The sequence below is a fragment of the Nannocystis punicea genome, from assembly GCF_026965555.1.
GTDB lineage: Bacteria > Myxococcota_A > Polyangia > Nannocystales > Nannocystaceae > Nannocystis > Nannocystis punicea.
Genome location: NZ_CP114040.1, coordinates 7,253,802 through 7,276,586, shown reverse-complemented (window position 1 = coordinate 7,276,586; position 22,785 = coordinate 7,253,802). Strand labels below are relative to the sequence as shown.

General features: G+C 70.8%; 17 protein-coding genes. 10 read left to right on the top strand and 7 right to left on the bottom strand.

Going from position 1 to position 22,785, the window contains the following annotated elements:
• Window positions 1-5: 5 nt before the first annotated feature.
• Window positions 6-782, bottom strand: coding sequence for an SDR family oxidoreductase (locus O0S08_RS27990; RefSeq protein WP_269032387.1), 777 nt, complete (start codon window positions 780-782; stop codon window positions 6-8).
• Window positions 783-881: 99 nt separating this feature from the next.
• On the opposite strand from O0S08_RS27990, the gene O0S08_RS27985 reads away from it, so the two are divergent.
• From O0S08_RS27985 to O0S08_RS27955, 7 genes are all read left to right on the top strand, one after another.
• Window positions 882-1,778 (top strand): LysR family transcriptional regulator, encoded by an 897-nt coding sequence (locus O0S08_RS27985; RefSeq protein WP_371879500.1) that lies wholly within the window; start codon window positions 882-884, stop codon window positions 1,776-1,778.
• A 342-nt stretch (window positions 1,779-2,120) separates the two neighbouring features.
• Window positions 2,121-3,044 (top strand): hypothetical protein, encoded by a 924-nt coding sequence (locus O0S08_RS27980; RefSeq protein WP_269032385.1) that lies wholly within the window; start codon window positions 2,121-2,123, stop codon window positions 3,042-3,044.
• Between the two features lie 358 nt (window positions 3,045-3,402).
• Window positions 3,403-4,398 (top strand): aldo/keto reductase, encoded by a 996-nt coding sequence (locus O0S08_RS27975; RefSeq protein WP_269032384.1) that lies wholly within the window; start codon window positions 3,403-3,405, stop codon window positions 4,396-4,398.
• Window positions 4,399-4,901: 503 nt separating this feature from the next.
• Window positions 4,902-6,278: a hypothetical protein gene (locus tag O0S08_RS27970; protein WP_269032383.1), complete on the top strand. Its 1,377-nt coding sequence runs from the start codon at window positions 4,902-4,904 to the stop codon at window positions 6,276-6,278.
• Window positions 6,279-6,617: 339 nt separating this feature from the next.
• Window positions 6,618-7,877, top strand: coding sequence for an SGNH/GDSL hydrolase family protein (locus O0S08_RS27965; RefSeq protein ID WP_269032382.1), 1,260 nt, complete (start codon window positions 6,618-6,620; stop codon window positions 7,875-7,877).
• 579 nt (window positions 7,878-8,456) lie between these two features.
• A complete protein-coding gene (locus O0S08_RS27960; RefSeq protein ID WP_269032381.1) occupies window positions 8,457-9,035 on the top strand; it encodes a hypothetical protein in 579 nt (192 codons plus the stop codon).
• 586 nt (window positions 9,036-9,621) lie between these two features.
• The gene (locus tag O0S08_RS27955; protein WP_269032380.1) at window positions 9,622-10,644 is read left to right on the top strand and encodes a ferritin-like domain-containing protein; all 1,023 of its coding nucleotides are present in this window, start codon (window positions 9,622-9,624) and stop codon (window positions 10,642-10,644) included.
• 196 nt (window positions 10,645-10,840) lie between these two features.
• On the opposite strand, the gene O0S08_RS27950 is transcribed toward O0S08_RS27955, so the two are convergent.
• Both O0S08_RS27950 and O0S08_RS27945 read right to left on the bottom strand, forming a co-directional pair.
• The gene (locus tag O0S08_RS27950; RefSeq protein ID WP_269032379.1) at window positions 10,841-11,911 is read right to left on the bottom strand and encodes a hypothetical protein; all 1,071 of its coding nucleotides are present in this window, start codon (window positions 11,909-11,911) and stop codon (window positions 10,841-10,843) included.
• Window positions 11,908-14,976: an FG-GAP repeat domain-containing protein gene (locus tag O0S08_RS27945; RefSeq protein ID WP_269032378.1), complete on the bottom strand. Its 3,069-nt coding sequence runs from the start codon at window positions 14,974-14,976 to the stop codon at window positions 11,908-11,910. The genes O0S08_RS27950 and O0S08_RS27945 overlap by 4 nt, the downstream gene beginning before the upstream one ends.
• Window positions 14,977-15,316: 340 nt before the next feature.
• On the opposite strand from O0S08_RS27945, the gene O0S08_RS27940 reads away from it, so the two are divergent.
• Window positions 15,317-16,060: a hypothetical protein gene (locus O0S08_RS27940; protein ID WP_269032377.1), complete on the top strand. Its 744-nt coding sequence runs from the start codon at window positions 15,317-15,319 to the stop codon at window positions 16,058-16,060.
• 69 nt (window positions 16,061-16,129) lie between these two features.
• Here the strand turns inward: O0S08_RS27940 and O0S08_RS27935 are convergent, their stop codons facing one another.
• Window positions 16,130-18,214 carry an ATP-binding protein gene (locus O0S08_RS27935; RefSeq protein WP_269032376.1) on the bottom strand — a complete coding sequence of 695 codons (2,085 nt, stop codon included), beginning with the start codon at window positions 18,212-18,214 and terminating at the stop codon, window positions 16,130-16,132.
• A 150-nt stretch (window positions 18,215-18,364) separates the two neighbouring features.
• Here O0S08_RS27935 and O0S08_RS27930 point away from each other — a divergent pair, with 150 nt between their 5' ends.
• Window positions 18,365-19,246, top strand: a complete 882-nt coding sequence (locus tag O0S08_RS27930; RefSeq protein WP_269032375.1) for an AraC family transcriptional regulator — start codon at window positions 18,365-18,367, stop codon at window positions 19,244-19,246.
• Window positions 19,247-19,438: 192 nt separating this feature from the next.
• Here O0S08_RS27930 and O0S08_RS27925 read toward each other — a convergent pair whose 3' ends face one another.
• On the bottom strand, window positions 19,439-19,813 hold the full coding sequence (locus tag O0S08_RS27925) for a hypothetical protein (RefSeq protein WP_269032374.1): 375 nt from the start codon (window positions 19,811-19,813) through the stop codon (window positions 19,439-19,441).
• A gap of 359 nt (window positions 19,814-20,172) precedes the next feature.
• Between O0S08_RS27925 and O0S08_RS27920 the strand changes: the two genes are divergently transcribed.
• A complete protein-coding gene (locus tag O0S08_RS27920) occupies window positions 20,173-20,493 on the top strand; it encodes a hypothetical protein (protein WP_269032373.1) in 321 nt (106 codons plus the stop codon).
• A gap of 155 nt (window positions 20,494-20,648) precedes the next feature.
• Here O0S08_RS27920 and O0S08_RS27915 read toward each other — a convergent pair whose 3' ends face one another.
• Together O0S08_RS27915 and O0S08_RS27910 are read right to left on the bottom strand one after the other, a co-directional pair.
• Entirely contained in the window at window positions 20,649-22,133 is a 1,485-nt protein-coding gene (locus O0S08_RS27915; RefSeq protein ID WP_269032372.1) for a DUF1501 domain-containing protein, read from the bottom strand.
• Between the two features lie 18 nt (window positions 22,134-22,151).
• The gene (locus tag O0S08_RS27910) at window positions 22,152-22,778 is read right to left on the bottom strand and encodes a hypothetical protein (protein WP_269032371.1); all 627 of its coding nucleotides are present in this window, start codon (window positions 22,776-22,778) and stop codon (window positions 22,152-22,154) included.
• Between the last annotated feature and the right edge of the window lie 7 nt (window positions 22,779-22,785).

Here is a 22,785-nt window from a genome sequence, read left to right as displayed (position 1 = left end):
GCTGCTCACACCTGGGCCTGGCCGCCGTCGACGAACAGCTCGACGCCGGTGATGTAGCTGGCGTCGTCGGACGCGAGGAACGACACGGCCTTGGCGATCTCGTCGGGGGTGCCGACGCGGCCGAGCGGGGTGACCTTGGCGGCCTGCGCGGCGAACTGCTCGATCTGTTCGTCGTTCATGCCGAGCTCGGAGCGGTAGGCGGGCGTGACCACGGTGCCCGGGGCGACGACGTTGACGCGGATGCCGCGGCCCTCGAGGTCGACGGCCCAGGTGCGGACGAACGAGCGCAGGGCCGCCTTGGTCGCCGAGTACACGCCGAACGCGGCGACGCCCTTGAGTGAGACCATCGAGCCGTTGACGACGATCGCGGCGCCGGCGGACATCAGCGGCAGGGCCTTCTGCACGGTGAACAGGGTGCCCTTGACGTTGATGCCGAAGTACTTGTCGAACACGGCCTCGGTGACCGCGCCGAGCGGCTCGAAGGCGGCGCCGCCGGCGTTGGCGAACAGGATGTCGAGGCGGCCGTGCGCGCGGCTGATCTCGGCGAACACGCGATCGAGGTCGGGGAGCACGCTGACGTCGCCGCGGATCGCGGTGACGTTGCGGCCGATCTGGCGGACGGCGGCGTCGAGCTCGGGCTGGCGGCGGCCGGTGATATAGACGTGGGCGGCGCCCTCGTCGACGAAGCGCTGGGCAGTGGCGAGGCCGAGGCCGGTGCTGCCGCCGGTGATCAGGGCGATTTTGCCGGCGTGTTTGGTGGCGTGAATGTTGCGGGTCGACATGGCCGCCAACCTACGGCGTGGACGCCCGTGGATAAGCGGGCGACCGGTGGCTTCTTTGTTCACCGTGGGGAATAATCCGGGCGGAGGCGCGCCGGGGCGATGGACCAACTTCTGGCAATGAAAGTGTTCGCGCGGGTCGTCGAGGCGGGCACCTTCACGCGGGCGGCGGACTCGTTGCAGATGCCGAAGGCGACGGTGACGAAGCTGGTTCAGAGCCTCGAGGCGCACCTGCAGGTCAAGCTGCTGCTGCGCACGACCCGGCGCGTGACGGTGACGCCGGACGGTGCGGCCTACTACGAGCGCACGAGTCGGCTGATGTCCGAGCTGTCCGAGCTGGACGCGACGCTGCGCGGGGCCCAGGCGAGCCCGCGCGGGCGGCTGCGGATCGACACGGGCGGCGCGATCGCCAGCGGGATCTTGCTGCCCGCGCTGCCGGAGTTTCGCGCGCGGTACCCGGACCTGCACATCGACCTCGGGGTCACCGACCGCATCGTCGATCTGATCGGCGAGAACGTCGACTGTGCGCTGCGCGGCGTCGCGGAGGACTCGACGCTGATCTCTCGCAAGGTCGGGACGGTCGGCTGGACGACTTGCGCGTCGCCCGGATACCTGCGGCGCCGCGGAAAGGTCGAGCATCCGCGCGACCTCGAGGCGAAGCACGCGATCGTCGGGTACGCGTCGGCGCGGACGAGCCGCACGCAGTCGCTGGTGTTCACGCGCGGCGAGGAGACCGTGACGATCGAGCGGCGCCCGGAGGTCACCGTCAACGAGAACACCGCGCACGTGGCCGCGGCGCTGGCGGGGCTCGGGGTGGTTCAAACGCTGGACTTCACGGTCCGGCCGCACATCACCCGCCGGGCGCTGGTGCGGGTGCTCGGCGACTGGCCGCGCGCGCCGCAGCCGATCTACGTCGTGTATCCGCCGAGCAAGCACCTGAGCACGAAGCTGCGGGTGTTCGTCGACTGGGTCGCGGCGCTGCTGGCGAAGGTGCGCTGAGGCCAGGGGCGCCGTGTGCGAGTCGGGATTGCGTGGCCGGATCGCGGAGTCGCCGGCGAGGAGCGCGTCGGCTCTCACGGACGCATTCGTTCGCGCATTCGAAGCCGGCGGACATGGGGACGAAGTGGCGATGGGCAGAGCGCCGAGTGAGGTTTCGGGCGGGAGCCGCGACCGCGAATGTGGTAGGTAGGGTCATCGGCGTGCCGCTCCCTGGGACCTTGGCGATCGTGCTGTGCGTAGCCGCGGTGATGGCTTGCAAGGGCGGGCGTCTTCGCCCCTGAGCGATGCGGTGACACGAACTGTGAACGAACGGACCTGGAACTCTCCCGCGCAGGGGTCGACATGAAGCTCTACATCCGCACGCAGGAGCCGGGGGACCGGCGCGACCACGTCCAGTTCGACCACTGCTTCGAGGTCGGCTCCCAGGACGAGTGGAGGGCCAGGATCGAGGCAGTCGGCGACAGGATCATCACCTCGGTGCTGAAACCGACCGGCGTCCGGATCCCGCTCGCGGGGCCCCACCTCCACAAGCGGTCGCATCCGCACGAGCGACATTACACCTACGACCTCGCCATTCACGAGAGCTACCGCGCCGCCGCCGAGAAGCTCGCGCGTGCGGTCGAGACCGCGATCGCGGGCAGCCGACGCTGTCTGGTCTATCTGCCCCTCCGCGGGGCGCTGCCGATCTGGCGCGCCGTGAAGCGGTACCTCCGCGAGATCCCCGCCGGGCGGCTGGTCGAGTACCACGCGGTGACGTCGAGCTTCGTGATGTACCCGGACGCGCTCGAGATCCGCGGAAAGGGCTGCGGTCGGGCCAGCGGTCGCTACGCCAACATCCTCGAGCTCCGCCGGCTGCGCGACTGGTGCATCGGCCCGATGGGCTTCGACCACCTCCTCTACGTCGACGAGATCGTGTCCGGCGGAATGTTGCGCGGCCACGTGAACGAGATGATCGAGCTGGGCGTGACGGCGATGCTCCCGGTCACCGTCGCGGCGCTCGCGGACGCGTTCGGCACCCGCTCGAAGGCCAACGGTCATCTGAACCGGCTCGCCGCCCAGCGCACGATCCACGCGTTCGTCTGGGAGGGCTGCCATACGCTGGTCTCCGAGGACCAGAAGTTCACGCTCGGGACGCACTACGTCGATCACGAGTTCGGCCCCCACGTCGTACCGGTGTTGACGGACACGCTGGAATGGTTCGACGAGAAGGTGCGATTCGACCGCGACGTCGTCGGCGCGGTCGAGACGTTCGACCCCGTCGAGTGACCGGCACCAGGGTGCGCGATGCAAAGCGTGTCGACGCCTCGCACGGCACGCCCATGGGCGTCCGCCGGAGAAACTTCTCGGGGGCTCTCGGCATGAGTTTGCTGGTCAGCCTTGTGCTGCCCGCTCGGCCATCCCGGCGGACGACCCGCACTGCCCGGCCGCTCGCAGCCCCGGCCGACTGTCAAGCATGGCTTGACGGCCCGTAAGCCGCGCGGGGTCTGGTCGGCGGCGACCACCGGGCGCATAATTCTTCGCGCTCCGGCAAGGGTTGGGCGCACCGGCCGGTGCTCACGCCCGCTGGCGAACGCGCGCCGACAGGCCCACGAGGACGGGGAGCTTCCTGGCGAAGGAGTACGAGATGCAGACGCGAAGACTCGGGAACAGCGACCTCGCGGTGTCGGCCATCGGGCTCGGCTGCATGGGCATGAGCTTCGGCTACGGGCCGGCCGCGGACAGGCGAGAGATGATCGGGCTGATGCGCCGGGCCGTCGAGCTCGGCGTCACCTTCTTCGACACCGCCGAGGTCTACGGTCCATTCGTCAACGAGGAGCTGGTGGGCGAGGCGCTTGCGCCGTTCCACGGCCGGGTGGTGATCGCCACCAAGTTCGGGTTCAGGCCCGCCGCCGAGGGGGAGGCGCGGTGGAGCCTCCTCGACAGCCGGCCCGAGCACATCAAGGAGGTCGCCGAGGCCTCGCTCCGGCGGCTCAAGGTCGACGCGATCGACCTGTTCTACCAGCACCGCGTCGATCCGGAGGTGCCGATCGAGGACGTCGCCGGCGCGGTGAAGGAGCTGATCCAGCAGGGCAAGGTCAAGCACTTCGGCCTCTCGGAGGCGGGCGCACGGACTATCCGCCGGGCGCACGCGGTCCAGCCGGTCGCGGCCGTCCAGAGCGAATACTCGCTGTGGACCCGGGACCCGGAGGCGGAGGTGCTGCCGACGTGCGAGGAGCTCGGCATCGGCTTCGTGCCGTTCAGCCCGCTGGGCAAGGGATTCTTGACGGGCAAGATGGACGAGACCACCAGCTTCGACCGCAGCGACTTCCGCAACATCCTGCCGCGCTTCACCCCGGAGTCCCGCAAGGCGAACCAGGCGTTCGTCGACCTGCTCGGCGAGGTCGCGGCGCGCAAGCGGGCGAGCCCGGCACAGATCGCGCTCGCGTGGCTGCTCGCGCAGAAGCCGTGGATCGTGCCGATCCCGGGGACGACCAAGCTGACGCGCCTCGAGGAGAACGTCGGTGCTGCCCACGTCACGCTGACCTCCGACGATCTCCGCGAGATCGACGGCGCCGCCGCGAAGCTGACGGTGCAGGGGGCCCGCTATCCGGAGCACCTGCAGCGCATGACCAACCGCTGAGCACGGCACCGGCGCGGGAGACGCAACGCCTTGCGTCGCCAGCACGATCTGGTTGCGTCGACCGCCAGGCACCGACTTTTCGGCCCGCTTGTCTGGCCTGAGAGACAGGTTTCTCTTCCAGAGGACAAGGTGTCACGTGTCCGACGGCGGGAGCGCGATCTCGGCGTCGGCCATTCCCGTGATCGACCAAAGTCCGTGAGGCGGGAGCGCGACGACGCAGCGATTCGCGGATGCTCGCCCCGTGTTCGCACCGCGACGTTCTCCATCGATGCACTTCGTCCTCGCGGCTTGCACGGCCGTCGCACACGTCGGCGCCGACGCGCAATCCCGGGCGAGGCGGAGCCAGTCGAGACGTATCGCCTCGCTATGCAGCGAGCCCGTGGGCTCTCCGCAGATCATCTGGCCACTCCTCCTCACCCTCGCGCCCAGATTCTCACTTCAAACCTCTTCGTCGCTCCAACCGGGCCCGGTTATCATGCTCCCTCGCTGCCGGAGCCATCGAGATGATCAAGCCGGATCCGCATCGCCACCCACCTCGCTCCCTCCCTGACCGGATGCGCGCCGGTCCGGTGGTGCTCTACTTCCGCGGCGCATCGCTCTCCCGAGAGGCAGAAGCGCGCGCGTTCGTGACCGCGCTCGGTGGCGATGGTGCCGGTGCGGCGCGCTTCGTCGACAACGGCGAAAACGACAACACCGGGCGGGACGCGATCGTGGCGGGCATGCGGTCGGGCGCGGTGGGTGTGATCGTGTCGCCGAGCTACCAGGATCTCGTGTACGGGTTCTTCGTCGACGAGACGATCCGCCAGCTGGTCAAGGAACACGACGTGGCCAGCGCGGATCTCTTCGACCCGGAGCTGCTGAGCCCGGACTTCGATCGGGTGCACGATCTGTGGGACGGTGAGGTGGCCGCCTGGGAGCCGCTGCTCGAGGGGCTCGCCAAGAGCGTCCTCGGCGATGCGGCGCCCGCGTCGTTCTGCGAGGAGCTCGTGGCGGTGAGCGACGACCTGGCGGCGTGGTCGGAGCGAGCAGCCTATGTCGCTAGCAGCATGCGCTCCGAGTACGTCTACTCGGGCCTGCGGTCCGCGCAGCACCTCACGACCTGGGTCCGGAACGGCCTCCTCATCTCGTTGCCCGCCGACGACCCGGCGGTCCTCTCTGCCCGCCTCGACGCGATCGAGCGACGGCCGGTCTGGGAGGTCGTCGAGCACGGGCGAGCCTTGCTGATCGACCTGCGCGCACACGGCGATCCGGCGCTGCTGCACCGCGCCCTCCTCGTGCACGCGGCGCGCTGCCTCGAGGAGGGCCTGTGGGCCGAGGCGGAAGTGACGGCCGAGGAGGCGCGACCGTTCGAACGCAACCCCGCCTTCCCTCGTCGCGCCGAGCGCCTGAGCCTCGCGGCGCGCCTTGGTCGTGGTGACATCACGTCGGCCCTGGCCGGTCTCGACGCCTTGTTCCTCGCGGAGCGCTCGTCGCAGAGCACGGCGGGTCCGGTGCTCCACTCGAAGCGCTCTTTCAGCGAGCTCGACGAGCACGAGGCGGTGCTACGCGATCTCGCGCTGTCGATCCAGGCCGCCGGCGATCCGAGCCGGCTCATCAAACCGCTCACCACGCTCTGCGAGCTCACCCAGCCCAGCGCCGACGCCGATCAGCTCCGCAAGTGGCTGGCCGCCCAGAAGCCGGCCGCCGTGAAGCCACCCTTCGACCTCTGGGCGGACGTCGGCCGCCGCATGCGCGAGAGGGACGCGGCGCAGGCTCCCGCACCGAAGAAGGCCGCGTCGAAGAAGGCGGCGTCGAAGAAGGCCGCGTCGAAGAAGGCCGCGTCGAAGAAGGCCGCGTCGAAGAAGGCCGCGTCGAAGAAGGCCGCACCGAAGAAGACGTAGGCCGGGAGCGAAGGCGCTGCTCGCCGGGTCCTTCGCCACGGCCCTGGGCTCCTCCACGGTCGGTGAGCCCTTCCGGGTGCTCTTGCCGTCGGGCCCGCTGCGAACTGCTCGGCTCGGCTCGGCTCGGAGGTCCGGATCGGTCGCACCTGCGCGGCGACCACGCGGCGGCGGACGACCGATGAGTCTGCCCGCCCGGACGGCCCATTCGCTGCTGCGCTCGCTGCTTCCGAGAAAAATGACCATCCGCCGCTCGCCGTGTCGATCCGGCCCTCCGTCGTTCGACGAGTCGGTGGAACCAGGGCACTTCCTCGACCAGGAGCACGGACAATGGCGAAATTCATGACGTATGGAACGATGGGGCCTCGATTCAACCGCCGGGCGACGATCGGTGCGCTCGCTCTGACGCTCGCCGCTGCCGGCTGCGACGGTGGTGACGACGAGGGCGACGGGTCGGACGCGCGCTGGGTCGCCGCCTGGGGGACGAGCATGATGGAGCCGGGGGAGGTGCTCGAGGGGGTGAAGTCGCGCAGTTTCAGCGACGAGACGCTGCGCCAGACGATCACCGTCACCGCCTCGGGCGATCGGGTCCGGCTCCGGATCTCGAACCTCTTCGGCAGTCGGCCGCTCGTGCTCGCCGAGGTCCGGGTGGCCAAGGAGCTCGAGCCCCAGGTCACGGCGCCGGAGAGCGAGCGCCCGGTCCACTTCGCCGGCAAGCTGGACGCGACGATCCCGGCGGCCGCAGAGGCCCTGAGCGACGGCGTGGACCTCGAGGTGAGCCCGGGCGACCGCCTGATCGTCAGCATCTACGCCTCGGAGCCGTCGGAGCTCGCCACGTGGCACCCATTTTCGTTCACGACGCACGCCGTCGCCAAGGGCAACCAGGCGGCGAGCCAGAGCCTGACGGGGCCGAGCTCGCTCTCGTCCGGCTTCTGGCTCGCCGGCGTCGACGTCGAGTCGGCGGCGACCGACAGGGTCGTCGTCACCTTCGGCGACTCGATCACGGACGGGTCCAATTCGACCGTCGACGCGCGCAAGAGCTACCCCGATCGGCTGTTCGTGCGCTTGCAGGAGGACCCGGAGACCCGGTCCGTCGCGGTCGTGAACCACGGCCTCGGCGGCAACAGGCTGCTGCGAGACTCTCTCGGGCCGAGCGGGCTGTCGCGCTTCGAGCGTGATGTCCTGGGTACGCCGGGAGTCACCCACGCCATTGTCCTGATCGGCATCAACGACATCGGAATGCCGGGATTCTCGGGGCCTTCCGAGAAAGTGACGGCGGACGAGCTCATCGACGGGCTCGAGTCGCTCGCCGACGAGGCGCGGGCGAAAGGGGTCAAGGCCTTCGTCGGCACGATCATGCCGTTCGAGGACGCCTTTCCGCCTTATTACACGATCGAAGGCGAAGAGATTCGCCAGGCCGTCAACACGTGGATCCGCGACAACGACGCATACGACGGCGTGGTCGATTTCGAGGCCGCCGTGCGCGACCCGGAGCACCCCACGAGGGTCCTCGCCGCGTTCGACAGCGGCGATCACCTGCATCCCAACGACGCCGGTCACCAGGCGATGGCCGACGCGGTGCCCCTGTCGATCTTCAAGTAGTGCGTCGGAGTGAGGACGAGCCGGGGCGAACACGACGCGACTGTCCGGGCGGATCGTGGGCTCACCGGCGAAGTGAGTGAGACTGTGAGTTGTCCTGTCCTTGCAATCCGCGGCGACCGAGGATCTCGACGTTCCGGGGGGCGTCGCCGGGTGCGCCGCGGTCTTCGAAGACCCGACCGACGATTGCGTCGATTCGTCGGCGAGCCCGATCGCCTGCGTGAACGGGCTGAGCTGCCGGGATTCTCACGACTCGCTCGAGGACACCCCGTGCTCCGACCTGGTGGGGCCACGAATATCTGCTTCGGCGATGCTCGGTGAGCCTCGTGGGCCACGACGCGCCGACGCCACGCGGCTCGCGGTGTTCTTCCTGATCGGGACGAACGTGCCGCGGCGGGGCTCCGTGCCGGGTACCACGCGGCCGATCACGCGGCGATGAAGTCATTGCCGCCGGACGACTGGCGAGCCGCTCGAACATCCGGTCCGCGCCGCGGCTTCGGGGAGCCCGGCACACCGTGTACCACGCGCCGCGCGCCGGACCTGCTGGCGCCGCGCTCCGCCCGGTGTTGTTGCCCGACGCCGATGAGCCGCCCCCGCCTCTCCCTGCACCCCGATCACCGCACCCAGCTCTCCGCGTTCTTCCCGGACACCTTCGCCTCGCTCGCCGATTACGCCGAGCTCGTCGACGCCGCCGACGACGGCGACCTCGCGGCCGCGTGCGCCGTCGCCGGCGAGCTCGCGGGCGTCGTCCACTCGAGCGACGTCGACTGCGACTACTACCCGTGCGCGCTGCTCGGCCCCGATCCGACCGGGGACGAGTTCTTCGCCGCGCTCGGCGTCGCCCGCGACGCGCGGGCGAAGGTCAGCGGCTGGGACAACCCCAGACTCGAGGTCGTGCGCGCCGGCGCCGGCGAGGGCGACCGGCCCGCGCTCGCGCTGATCACCCGCCTCAACGAGGGCGAGCTGCTGCGGATCGGCGACTACATCGTCGAGGACGACCAGCAGGCGCTCGCGCGCGCCCTCGACCGGCTCGCCGCACTCGGCCCCGTCGTCGGCGTGCAGCTGTGCACCGACGACGGCGCCAGCAAGGTCGTGCTGACCCTGGCCCGTCGCGCCCCAGGCGTGCACGTCGGCGTGCTCACCGTCCGCGTCGAGACCTGAGGTCACACCATCATCGCGTCGGCGAGCACGCACAGCTCCGGCTCGCAGTGCTGCGACGCGATCGGGCGCGCCACCTCGGGCGGCACCGGCCGCGATCCAGAAGTCGGCGACCTTGGCGACCCGCTAGCGACCGACGATCGGGTTGCGACGACCGCTCGCCGCCGCGGTCCCGGTGCCGGTGGGCTTCCGGTCGTCCGCGAGGGCACTCGCGCCGAACACGAACAGAGCCGCGAGGATCGGCAGTGCGGGCCCCGCGACGAGCTGTACGACGAATGGCCGACGCGCCGGCGCGACGGGTGAGCGCGGCGCGGCCCGGGTTCGCTACCGCGCGGCGGCGACGCGGGCGATGCGCGAGCTGTCTTATGATACATGTTGATATTGAATATCATTTTAAGAGAATGTCGTGTGATTGGCGTCGAATGTTCGATGTCGCGGAGCGGGCGCCGGGCGGGCGGTGGGCGGGCGCCCGACTGCGCATTGCATTGCATCCTTTAAAAAGATGCTCGATCATCGCGCTTGGTCGCGGCGATCGAGCGTGATAGATCCGTGGCTTCGACGCTCGATTGCCGAGCGGTGGAGACTGGGTATGCAGAGTCAGGATTGGACGCCCGAAGCCCTCGCCGATCACCTTCAGAAGGCCGTGTACCTCGAGATGTGGACCATTCCGCTGTACCTGACGGCGGCCTACTCGCTGCAGGTGCCGGGGTCGGACGCGATGAATCCCCCCGGGCTGGAGTCGGTGCGCAACCCGAACAACCGCAGCCCCGAGCAGCTCGCGTTCAACAACATCTACTCGATCGCGATGCAGGAGATGCTGCACCTCGAGCTGGCCTCGAACCTCTTCAACGCGCTGTTCGCCGCCAAGGGGTACTCGCCGAAGTTCACGGGCGAGTGGGCGCCGCGCTTCGACGGGTTCCCGCCGTGGATCGCGGGGACGGTGCCCGTGCAGCTCGGGCCGGTGAACGACGCCCAGATGAGGCTGCTGGCCGCGATCGAGACGCCCGAGCCGAAGAGCGATCGGCCGGCGAACGGGCCGCAGCAGGTCTACGATTCGATCGGGCAGTTCTACAAGGCCATCGAGCAGGGGATCGACGCGCTGTGGGACCGACTCTACGACCCCGCGGCAGACCACCGGCAGAAGAGCGAGTTCGCCGACCCCGCGTATCCGGGCGCCGACTACACGGGCTTCAGCGCGACGATCGCCGGTGACAGCGCGTCGGCGCGGAAGACCGCCGACCAGATGATCCAGGCGATCATCGGCCAGGGCGAGGGCAGCAGGGGGCCGTTCATCGACCAGGACCTGCGCCCGGAGGACCTCAAGGATCTCGAGGACCGCTTCAGCCACTTCGCTCGCTTCCGCATGGTCCAGGCGATGCTGAAGTTCGGCGAGCCGCTGAAGATCTACCCGCAGACGGGCAGCGACGGGCTCGCTGCCGCGCAGCAGCGGCTGAATACCGGCTTCACGAGCTTGCTCGCGGCTCTGGAGCAGGGCTTTGCGGGCGACGATGCGCTGAATCTGGGGAGCATGTGGAGTCTCCCCAGGAAGATCGTCGGGGTCTGGGCCGCGGGCGGCGTGCCGGAATTCCAGTACGTGAAGAGCGGCGCGTAGAGCCGATCCGCGCGCGGCGCTCGGCGCAGCCGATGGCAGAGGCCGGGAGCCGCCGCGTGTGGAAGACCTCGGCCGCGCCAGCTCGCCGGCCGAGCCACGATCACTCACGCGCAACGACGCACGGGCGACTACAAGGCAGGTCGCCCGCCGATCGATGGTGAGTGTCCTCGAGGACATGTCCAATCGGACATGGATGCTATTGGGACGGGTCTGGTGTGATGCGCACGCCGACGCTCGTGCGTGCGCTCGTCGGACCGAGCAAGCGCACCGAGTAGACCCCGGCGGGGAGCCATTCTCTGCGAGCGGGCTCTCCGGCGTGCAGCGCGATGTCGTCCTCGTGGTCGCAGCCGCCGCACGGGCGCAAGGAGAGCCGGTTCGAGGGCGCGTCGCCGAAGAACTCGAGGATGTACCAGCCCGCCTCGTCGATCTGCAGGGTCCGGAACACCGCGGCGGCGCCGCCTTCGAGGGGGCCGACGACGTCCTCCTGCTCGCAGGCGAGCGCGCGGTACTCGGCGATCCGGCCGCCCTGCCAGGTCAGTTCGGGCGCGGCGCACTCGATCAGCTTGGCGTCGTACGACAGCTGCGAGCAATAGCGCGGTTGGCTGCGGTAGCCCTCGATCGTCTGCTCGAGCGAGACCCCGAGGGCGACGCGGAACGCGTGGTCGAGCTCGGCTTCGTCGGCCATCGGATCGACGAGCGTCATCAGCTGGAGCACCGCGGCGGCCCCGTAGCGCTCGACGAGGAACGCGACGTAGTTGCCGGCGCGGATGTAGCCGTCTTTCGTGTGGAGGAGATCGTGGCTGCGCCGGATAGCGATCAGCGGCGCGATGTCGAGGTCGAGGCTGACGTTGCCCTCGCCGACCTCGGCACCGAGGCCCTGATAGGCGACGGCCACCCCCTCGGCCAGCAGCGGCAAGGTCCGCCCGTACGGGAAGAGGACCGCGTGCACGACCTCGTGCGTGGCCGGCATCCACCAGGCGTAGAAGGTGCCGTTGCGCATGCAGGCCGACCCCTCCGCGCAACGGGTGCGCGCCTTGAAGTCCTCGATTCGCAGCCAGTAACCGAGCGGCCGGTCGTCGCCGGTCGGCGGCTCGATGCCGAACTCCGCGCACAGGCGGGCGATGAACTCGTCGAGGTGGGCCATCGACCCGCCGCACATCTCGAGCTCGGGATCGGCCGCGATCAGGACGTGTTCGCCTGCGGCCGTGACGTCGGGGAGATCGCGGCACGCCGCCGCCAGGAGCCCGAGCAGCAGCGCGCGCCTCATCGTTCCAACCTCACGATCGCGGCGCCGAGGGTGTCGATCACGGCCACGCCGCGCGCGTCGCCGCCGAGGTCGACGGCCTGGATCGCGGTCGCCCCGGCCGTCAAGGGGTGCCGCACGAGGCGCAGGTCCTGGCCGATCGACTGCCCGACGTGCAGGCTGGCGCCGCCCGTGCGGTTCTCGGCCGCCAGCAGCTCGGGACGAGCGTCGTGATCGAGGTCGCCGGCGGCGATCGCCGTGAAGCTCTCGCCGAGCCGGCGCGGCGCGCCGCCGTACCCGTGACCGTCGCCGGGCACGAAGAGCAGGGCATTGTCGAGGTCGAGCAGGACGAGGTCGGGGTGGCCGTCGCGATCGAAGTCGCCGGCCACGTGCTGTATGGCCACGACCGCGGTCCACACGCGCGCGGCGTCGAAGCTGCCGTCGCCCCGGCCGGGGTTCACGCGCACGCCGTCGAAGGTGGGCGAGAGGAGGTCGAGCGCGCCGTCGCGGTCCATGTCGAAGACCCCGGAGGTCGACGCGCTGTCTTCGACGGTCGAGCTGCGTGGCGCCGCGAAGCGGCCGTCGCCGCGGCCCGAGAACAGGACGACCTCGTCCGAGTACAGCGCCAGCAGGTCGAGCGCCCCGTCGCCGTCGAAGTCGGCCGGGTACGTGCCGACGCGGTCTTGCGGCAGCGTCGCCAGCAATTCCGAGACGACGCGATCGTCGCGCAGCCGCCCGAGGCGGAGCTCGCTGTGCTCGTCGAATCGTCGCACCACGATCCACTCGTCGACGCCGTCGTCGTCGAAATCGGCGAGCCAGACCCGTCGCGGGATCTCGGAGACGTCCGGGTCGTCCTCGAAGTCGAACGTGCGCCGCGCGAACGGACCGAGGCCGCCGCGACCGTCCGCCATCGCGATCGCCAGCTGCTCGCCGACGGCGAGCAGGTCGGTCGCGCCGTCGCCGTCCACGTCCCCGAACACGAGCGCCGGCTCGGCGTCGAGCGCCACCACCGGCGAATCGCTCAGCCCCTCGCCGAGGCCGACCTCGTACCGGAGCAAGTTGTGCTGGGCCAACGCGAGGAGAGAGTTCCCCTCCGCACGCCGGAGGACCGTGGGCTCGCCCTCGTCGACCGTCCGCTGCTGGCCGCCGCGGGGCGACCAGGTCGTGCCCTCCCGCAGCCAGGGGACCATCCGCCGGCCGTCGCCGGCGAACTGGACGAGCAGCACGTCGAGCGCGTCGTCGCCGTCGATGTCGAGCGTCTCCACGCCCCAGCAGTCGGTCTTGTCGAGCAGCTGCGGCGCTCCGGGAGTCGACGCGAACACGTCCGGGACCAGGACGAGGCGGTCGGCGGCGCAGACGATCGCGTCGAGGCCCTCGTCTGCGTCGAGCTCGGCGACGCGGACGGCGCGGACGGAGCCGCCGACCTCGACCTCGCGCGGAGGTTGGTCGAAGCGCTCGAACACCAGCAGGGACGAGTCGCCGGACAGGACCAGGCCGGCGGCCTCGTCGCCGCGATCGACGGCGCGAATCATCCACCGCGGCGGATCGAGCGGCACTTCCTCGCGCAGCTCGAGCGCGCCCTCGCTGTCGCCCGCGAGCACGAGCAGGCGATCGCCGGCGACGGCCAGGAGCTCGTCGCGCCCGTCGCCTTCGAGGTCGGCCAGCGCGAGGTCGTGGAGCCCGAGCTCGGTGTGAGTCGCGGCGGCAGGCCACGTCTCGTCGGCTTGCTGGATGCTGACCGCCAACTCGCCATTTTCGTGGGCGACGAGGTCGCCGAGCCCGTCGCCGTCCAGATCGCCGGCGACCACGTGCTGCAAGTTCCATCCGAGCCCCGTCGGGATCGGGCCCGTCCACCCGTCGTCCGGGTTTTTCGCGCGCCACAGCTCGAGCCGGTCGTAATCGTCGCCGGTCGGCATGGCGACGATCTCGTCGAGGCCGTCGCCCTCGAGGTCGAGGGCCCAGAAGCGCGACAGCTCGGGCGTCCGGTCGAGCCGCTTCAGCGTCAGCGCCTGGTCGTGCAGGAGCGCCCCGACGGCCCCGCTGCCGGCGTAATACAGGGCGCCGTCGCCATCGGCGGCGAGCGCGAGCGGCGAGACCGTGGGGGCGCCGCTCGCTCGCAATCCTTTGCGCGGCTCGAGCAGCTCCACGGAAGAAGTACTCTCGGACAGGACCGCGAGCTCGTGCAGCCCGCCGGGGCCGACGAACAGCGCCAGCACGCGCGGCAGCGGGCCGGTCGGCCACGTCGACCGCTCGCGCACCCCGCCGCGCCCGTCGCCCCACAGGACCGTGACGGTGTCGTCGAGCGCGTCGGCGGTGGCGAGGTCGAGCCGGCCGTCAGCGTCGAAGTCGGCGCCGACGAGGGCGTGCGGCGCGAGGCCGACGGCGTGGCGCTCGCCGGATCGCAGCCCGCCGTCGCCGTCGCCGAGCAACACCTGGACCGCGTCGGCGTCGGCCAGCGCGGCCGCGAGGTCGACGTCGCCGTCGCCGTCGAGATCGCCGGCCGCGAGCGCGCGCGGCTCGGGCCCGACGACGACCGGCGGGGCGGCGACGAGCCCGCGCAGGACGGTGACGGTGCCGTCGCCGGTGTTGGCGACCACGAGCTCGGGCGGCGCGGTGGCGTCGAGGTCGACGGCCAGCAGCGCGCGCGGATTGACGCCCACGGGCGCGTGCTCGGGCGCCGCGAACCGGCGAGCTCCGCGTCCTCGCAGCACCGCGACCGCGTCGGCTCTCGGCACCGCAGCGGCGAGATCGAGGTGGCCGTCTCCGTCGAAGTCGGCGACCGCGAGCCCCGTCGCTTCCTGGCCGATCGACCAGGTCGAGTAATCGGTCGCCACGCCGTCGGCGCCGCTCCAGACGACCGTCAGAGTGCCGGAGGTGCTCGCGCCGATGAAGTCGCGCGCGCCGTCGCGGTCGAGATCTTCGACGACCAGGACGTCGGGCACGAACCCGGCCCAGACCCGGACCTGGTCCCCCGCGAGGCAGATCGCAGGACTGTCGCAAGCATCCCCGGGCGCGCAAGCGTGGGCGAGCACGGCGAGAGTCAGCGACGGCCCGACCCAGGCGACCGGTCCTGCGGCGCGGCGATGCATCCCGTTTTGATTGTATTGAAAAGTGGAGGGGTCCGCTCACTCCCCGGCCTGGTAACAGCGCCGCGCGTTCCCCGACCACGGTCGAGAAGTGCCCTGAATGGCCGTGGCCCGCGGACGCGATGGCTCGCCGGCTCTGCGCCGAACCGGCGCAGAGCACCGCGAGGTCAGGACGCCAGGATCCGGTCGGGCGCCCCGTCGGCGCCGTCCTGTGCGCCCATGGAGCGCGGCGTGCGAGGCCAGCGGGCAGGCGATCGGGCCGAGGGTCGAGAGCACGCGCGGCCGCTGCGGCGGTCTCGTGCGCGGGTTCTGACCGGGTCGCAGGGGCGTGGTAAGGTGCGCCGTGGCCGACGACCGCCGCTACGACGACCGCGAGGTCGGGCTGATCCTCAAGCGGGTCGCGGAGCTGCAGGCGGGTGAGGGCGACCGGGCCGACGCGCGCGCGATGACACGGGCGGAGATCGAGCAGGTGGTCGGCGAGCTCGGGTTCTCGAAGGCCCTCGTGGCGCGGGCGGTGTCGGAGCTCTCGGTGCAGGACCTGCGCAATCGCTCGGTCTGGCACCTCGGCGGCAAGACCGACCTGATGTTCGAGGAGGTCGTCGAGGGGACGATCGACGAGGCGACGCTGACCCGGATGCTCGAGGCGCTGCGCCGCCACCTCGGCGAGCCCGGCAAGCTCGAGCGCGAGGGCGGGGCGCAGATCTGGTCGACCCGCGAGGGCGGGCGACGCATCCACTTCACGGTGGTGCCGGTCGCAGGCCGCACGACGCTGCGCGTCGAGGAGCGCATGCCGGTCGACGCCGGGGCTACTGTCGGCGTCGGCGCCTTTCTGGGCGGCTTCCTCGGCTTCATGAGCCTCGTCCCGCTCAAGGTGCTGCTCGCCAAATCGTTGCTCCTGCTGCTCATGGGCCCGCTCGCGCTGATGGGCGCGATCCTCGGCTGGCTGGTGGGCCGCGCGACCTGGAAGCGCGTCGCCCTCGCGCGCGAGGAGGTGCTCCGCCGGGTGTTCAGCGAGATCGTCGCCGTCGCTGCCGCCCGCGACCCCACGCGGCCGGCCCTCCCCGCCGACGAGGACGAATCGACGTAGCGAGAGCTCTCGGCGTCGCTGTCGGTGCACGACGGGGCGTCCTGGGCGCCCGCATACGCCACCACCGGCTCACCGCTGCCGGGCGCGGCACCGGGCCTCGGACGCTCGCGCTCGTGCGGCCTCCTCGTGCCGGCCCGTCGCCTCCATGAGGGCGGCCGCCCGCGCGTAGTGGTCGGCCGCCTGCTCCGGCGGCAGCATCTGCTCATCCGCCTGCGCCGACGCGAGCAGATACGGCAGTGTGCGCTCCACCTCGCCCGCCTCCATCCAGTGGTGGGCGAGGTGGATGGGCGGGGCGCCGTCCCGCTCGAGCGCGTGGGCGAGGCGGACGTGCAGGACCCGGGCGGCGGCGGGAGGGATGCTGGCCAGCACCGCCTCCAGCACCAGGTCATGGCTGAAGCGCTCGCCGATCAGGACTTGCGCGGCCTCGAGCTCGGCGAAGGCGCTCTGGAGGGCGGTGGTGGTCACCTCGAGCGCCCCGGGCACGAGCGCGGCCCGGAATTGCGGCCCCGCCAGGGCGGCGAGCTGGGCGGTCTGGAGGGCCAGCGGGGAGAGCCGCTCCAGGCGGCGCTGGATGAGGGGACCGACGCGGCCGGGGGGAGGCAGGCGCTGCGGCCAGTCCTTGTGGAGGGAGCCGGTCTCGATGAGGTGCTTGAGGGTCTCGATGATGTAGAGCGGGTTGCCCCCGGTGTAGCGGGCCAGGGCGTCGGCGTGGTTCTCCGCGCCGGGCAGCTCCAGGCTGGCGACCATCTGGCGCACCTCCTCGGGGGAGAGGGGACCGATGTCGATGACGCGCGCCAACCCCGAGTCCACGAGCCGCCGCACGAGGACCTCCGAGTAGGGAGGGAGCTCTCCCCGGCGGTAGCAGTCGATGTAGCAGGGCATCCGGCTGTCGGCGGTGTGGGAGTCCAGCATGCGCATGAATGCATAGGTGAAGGTCCTGGCGCTGGCCTTGTCCCAGAACTGCACGTCGTCCACCACGACCGCGCTCATCCCGAGGTTCATCAGCCGCATCGCCTCCACCTGCGCGTCCTGGAAGCGCAGCTCGTCGACCTCGGAGACGAGGGGAGGGAGCCCGCGTGGGTCGCCGAGCTCGGGCATGATGCGTGAGACCTCGGCGCGCACCCAGTCGGGCAGCGTCAAGCCGGGCCTCTGTCTCATGTGGCTGCGGTAGGCGCGTGCCTGCGCGGCGAAGGGGACCTCCTGGTCGCCCAGGCGGCCCTCGATGCGCATCCAGGGCCCCTTGGAGGCCGCGAATTCCTCGGCGAGGCGGGACTTGCCGCTGCCGGGATCGCCGGTGATGAAGAGCAGCTGGCCCGCCTTCCAGCCGTCCTCGAGCTGCCGCCAGGTGGCCTCGCGGCCCACGAGCACCGAGGGCCGTAGCACGCACAGGGGCAGGGACGGGCGGGACGCGGCCAGAGGACCGGGGAGCTGGGTGCCCTTCTCGATCTGCCGCACCAGGGCGAGCGTCTCGGCCATCGGGGTGACGTCCAGCTCGCGGGAGAGGATCGAGCGCAGCCGCTCGAAGGCGGTGAGGGCGGCGCCGCGATCGCCCTGGAGGTAGTGCAGGCGGATGAGGTGACGACCGGCCTGCTCGGACTCGGGCTCCTGCTGCACCCAGGCCTGGGCCAGGGTGAGGGCGGCCGTCCAGTCACCCAGGGTCGTGTGTCGCTCGATCTCCGCCTCGCGGGCCTCGCGTACCCAGCCCTCCACGGCGGCCCGGGCTCCGTCCAGCCACCGCGCCAGCTCGGGGCAGTCATCGAAGTCGAAGCCGGACAGCAGGGGACCCGCGCCATCGGGGTGCAGGGCCGCGAGCGCCCGGGCGTGGTCGCGGGCCAGGGCGGCGGACTTCAGGAGCGCGACGTCCAGCCGCAGCGAGGGGCCGAGCGCCAGACGTTCGGCGTCCGCTTCCACCACCTCGGTGCCTCCGCATGCCAGACGCAGCCGGCGCAGGAGCTGGCGCATGTTGTTGCGGGCGGTGGCGTGGGGCGAGTCGGGCCACAGCAGGCTGGTCAGGGACGCCTTGGGCGAGGGCCCTTCCAGCCCCAGATAGGCCAGCAGCGTCGCCGCCCGCCGCTCCAACCTCGCTCGCTGCTGGTCGGGGCCCTCCAGCCGCGCCAGCCCCAGCACCCGTGCTGTCCATTCGCTCCTGACCACCTTCGGCCTCCCTGGCCCGCGTCCCGCAGCCGTCACGCTCCCGTCACCCCCCCCTTCGTATAGGGACTCTCGCGCTGCAACAACGCATTGCAGTGCAGGAAAACTCTCACAGATGGCCGGGGTATGACTCCGGTCGGGAAGGAAGCCTGCTTGAAACAAGCGACGGGACTCGCCGAGTATCGAAGCTCACCGACCGGCTCGTACGTGGTCTCGACCTCGTTCGTGGTCTGGTGCGCCGATCCTCGATTTCACGGCATGGCCATCTGGGGTCGCCCCGACGAGCCGGAGATCCGGCGGCTCTGCCAGTTCCTCGACGTGGAGGTGCGTCCGGAGGCCATGCCGCACGCCTCGCTCGTCGATCTGCGCCGTCTCCACAGCGTCGATCCCCTGGCGTTCGTGGCGTTCGTCGACTATCTGCAAGCGCGTGCGCCGCTCTACCGCGAGCTCGTGACGTGCGCGATCGTGGCTGGCTTCGACAAGATCGCCCGCCTCTCACACCCGCTCGCGGTCCACGAGTCCCTCGGCGAGGCGCTCGCCTGGCTCGGCCGCAGCGATCGGTCGAACCTGGTCGAGGAGCTCGAAGAGATCGTGGCCTCGGCCATGGGCGAGCGGACGACCGTGCAGCGCCTGCGGCGGGTGCTCGTCCCGCCGCTGTCCGAGGTGACGTTGGAGAGCGCGGCGCGGCGGCTCGGACTGTCCACGCGGACGCTGCAGCGCCGGCTTCGAGACGAGGGGACGAGCTTCCAGGCGGAGCACGCCGCAGCGCAGGTGCGTGCGGCGCAGGCGCTGCTGCGGGATCCCGCGCTGACGCTGACGACGATCGCCCTCGAGGTGGGGGCAAGCTCGCTCGCCAACTTCAGCACGATGTACCGGCGGCAGACGGGCGAGGCGCCGAGCGAGTGGCGAAGGCGCCTGCGCGGAGCCCCCGGCGCGGGCCCGAGAGCGGCGCCCGCGGGCGCAATCGAAGCAGGTGCCGGCTTGATGGAAGGCGTCGGCAGCCTCGGAGGCCGCGCCGGCGGACGCGGCGCATGACGCCGCGCCTGCGGCCATTCGCCGGCCATGCAAGACGGGCAAAAGCTGCGGCCGTCGTGAGCCCGATCCGCGGACCCCGAAGGCCTCGCTCGAGCTTGGTTCTCGAAGCGCAAGACGCCCCGTGTCCGGGTCGCCCCGGCCACGAGGCGGTTGTCGCTCGTCTCGGAGCGAGCTTCAGGCCTGCTTGTCGACCTAACCGAGGCCGCCCCACTCCACATTGCACTTGAGGCATTGCGTCAGGACCGTGCACCAGTACGGCGTCTCGTCGTAATCCAGACAGAGGATATCGGCCTTGCTGCACAGGGCCGGCGTGGGGGTCCACTGCGAGCAGGTTTGCGCCAGCGCGGGGCTGCTGTTGTCGACCAGGTCCATCTCGGTCTCGAAGGAGGGGGCGCTTTCGCCGTCCTCGTCGTCGCTCTGGGCCTCCTCGGCCGCGACGAGGCTGTCGATGTCCTCGTCGTCGAGGTCGGCCTGCAGGGCCTCGACGTCGATGTCGGCGTTCGAATCGCAGCCGGTGAAACACGCGGCCGAGAGCATCAGGGCAAGAGCAGTACGAATGGTCTTCATGAATGCGAGCACTTCTCGCTCACGTCGATCACGGGGCTCGCGTGAGCGCTGTGATGATTCCCCGTTGCAGTGAATGTAGCAGGCCTCTCGCAGCAATGACTTCTGCGATCCCGCCAATCGCTTCTGCGATCCCGCCATCGGCGCCCGCGGGCGTCCGTGGGGGCGATGTGCGCCTCGTCTTCACCGGTGTACGGCCCTCTCGGTCAAGACCGGCGGGAAGAGCCGTCGCTCGGTCCGCGCCGGCCGTAATTCGCCGGTGGGGCCGTCGCGGACGTCGAGCCCCTTCGGGCAGCTGGAATTGCAGCGGGTCGAACGCGAAGACCACGCTCGGACCGTCGGCGGGCGCGCCGGTGGTCCCCGTGGTCGGCTCGTCGGTCGTCGCCGCGGTCGTGGTCGATGGGGTGGTCGTGGGATCGGCGGTCGTCGTCGCATCGGTCGCCGACGTCGTCGCCGCAGGCGGTCGTCAGCGAGGCGGCGAACAGGGCGGAGAGGAGCAGGAGCGGACGGGAGTGACGGGCAAGAACGCGCATGACAAGCCCACTTTCGTGGCCGCGCGCGCCCGGCCGCGGCGAGGTCATGCGTCACGTGCATGTCCTCGCGCGGCCCCGGCGGCGCGGCGGTGGCGACATGACACGCACGCCGGGGCGCTCGCCGAACGCTTCCTGGCCATGCCACCATGAGCGCCGCTCATGCGCGGGGGCGCGCGTGTGCGGCCGGAGTCCTATGATCATAGTGCGGCTCGACGGCGCGAGGTGTCGCGGCCGACGCCCGTCCACCCGGCGTGCGACCGCGACGGCCCGCTGCGATGAGCACAGCGGGCCCTGATCCCTGCAGATCAGGCGAGCAGCGCGGACATGTCGATGCGCTCGGGGAATTCGATGTCGAGCGCCTGGGCGATCGCCGAGTAGATGTGGCCTTCGGAGCACTTGAGGCTCGGGGCGGAGTCACCCGTGCTGCCGTCGAAGCCGTAGGTCTCGCAGGTCATGGGATCGATGCCGCCGAACACGCGGTTGCCCTTGAGCAGCGGCGAGACGATCAGGGTGCCGTTGTTGAGCGAATGGCCGGTGCCCCACGACTCCGCGCCGGCGGGTCGCGTCTTGTCGCGGCCGAAGTCGGTGGCGACGTAGATCATGGATCTGTCCCACATCTTCCCGAGCGCAGGATCGCCGAGGTAGTCGAGCTGCTGGAGGAGGTCGACCAGCGCGTCGACCGCCTTGAGGACGTGGCCCCACATCAAGTACTGCGCCATGCGGTGGTCGTTGTGCGAGAAGTCGAAGGCGATCGGGGTGGTGATCAACTTCTCGTTGCCGAAGGTCGGCTCCTGGCGCAGGCCGATCGTGCTGACGCACGACAGGCCGTAGTAGGCCAGGAGCACGGACAGCGCCGCCTGGGACTCCCAGGGATCGACCAGCAAGTTGGAGAACTTGCCGGTCAACGTCGGCAGCAGCGGGCTCGACATCACGCCGTACTTGGGGTCGAGGAGCTCGGGCGGCAGGAGGGTCAGCCGATCCATCATCTGCGCGGCCTCGAGGCGCGGCTGCACCTCGCGACGGTTGGTGAGGAAGCGCTGCCGGCGGGGGCTGTCGGCGAACGTCTTGCCGAACATCGACGCGTCGTCGAGCTCCTCGCGGAGGCCACGCGCGCGCTCCACCAGCGCGCGGTCGGGGGCCCCGAGCACGCCCTTGACGCCGTCCATCGCCGCCGCGAAGCCGAGCGGCGAGGCGATGATCTCCGCCTGCGCGAACGCGGGGAGCGTGGGATCCACGCCCGGCTGGATGTAGCCGTCGTTGGCCATGTTGCAGTTCGGGATGATCAGATCCTCGCCGTGGCGGAGCGCCATCGCCTCCATGAGCGTCCGACCGCGGTTGATCCCGGCGCCGTTCACCGATCGGTACTGCCCGACGTTGTGATTGACGCTGGTACACTCCTGCGTCAGCACCGTCATCCATCGGTAGTGCTTGGCGAGGAAGCCGTCGAGGGAGAAGCCCAGCTCGTAGAGGCCCCCGAGCAGTCCGGCCGGCTCGACGTAGCCGGGACAGCGGATGTTGCTCCCGGTCGGGGTGATGATCTTGGCGTCGTCGTAGACGTTGAGGGTGTCGGCCAGCGCGTCGTCGTCGACCTCGGTGCGGGTCACGGGGAGGAAGCTGTCGACGATGCTCGCCCCGCCCGTGGCGCACAGGACGAACAGCAGCTTGCGGTCCTTGTCGGCGGTGCTGCCCTCGCGCTCCGTGGCCCGGCCGAGGGCCGAGCCGAGGGCCGTCGTACCCATCGCTCCGGCCATCGCCAGGAGCATCTGTCGTCGCCCGATTTTGTTGATCATGGCCCTTACTCCCGTCACTCAGAAGAACAAGAATTCGCTCGAGGTCCCGATGGCGAAGCAGGTCAGCACCGCGAAGTCGTGGGCCGAGACCGGCTTGCCCGCGTCATCGACGGCGAGCCCGCCGAGGGTCGTCAGCTCCTGGGGCTCCGGGTCGCGCGACAGCAGGCGGCGATACAGCGCCGTGATCGTGGCCGTGAAGGCCTCGTCGTCGGGGGCCGGCGCCTCCGCGCCGAGGTCGAGCTCGGTGAAGACGACCGGGGAGCCGCCGCGATCGAGGTTCGCCCGGTTCACGCAAGCGCTCATGACCACGCGTTCGAGCACGATCGGCGTCGACACCAGGGTGTCGGGCAAGGGCTCGTAGAGGCCGATGCGCAGCGGGTCCGCGCCGCCGAGCGAGATATGATGGATCTCGCGGGTGCAGGAGCCCCGGCCGAGCTCGTTGCACACGCCGTCCTCGGGGAGCTCGAGCGCGCGCATGAGGTCCCGCTGGAGCGCCGCGTTGCGCTTCCATTGCAGCTCGCCGCGCTGGGCGCGTTGGACCTCGTCGGATCCGGTGTCCTCGGTGCCGCCGGCGCCGCCGTCGCGACAGCCGCTCGCGAGCGCCAGCGCCGGCAGGAGGGAACGAAGGAGAGTGCGCATGATCATCGTCGTG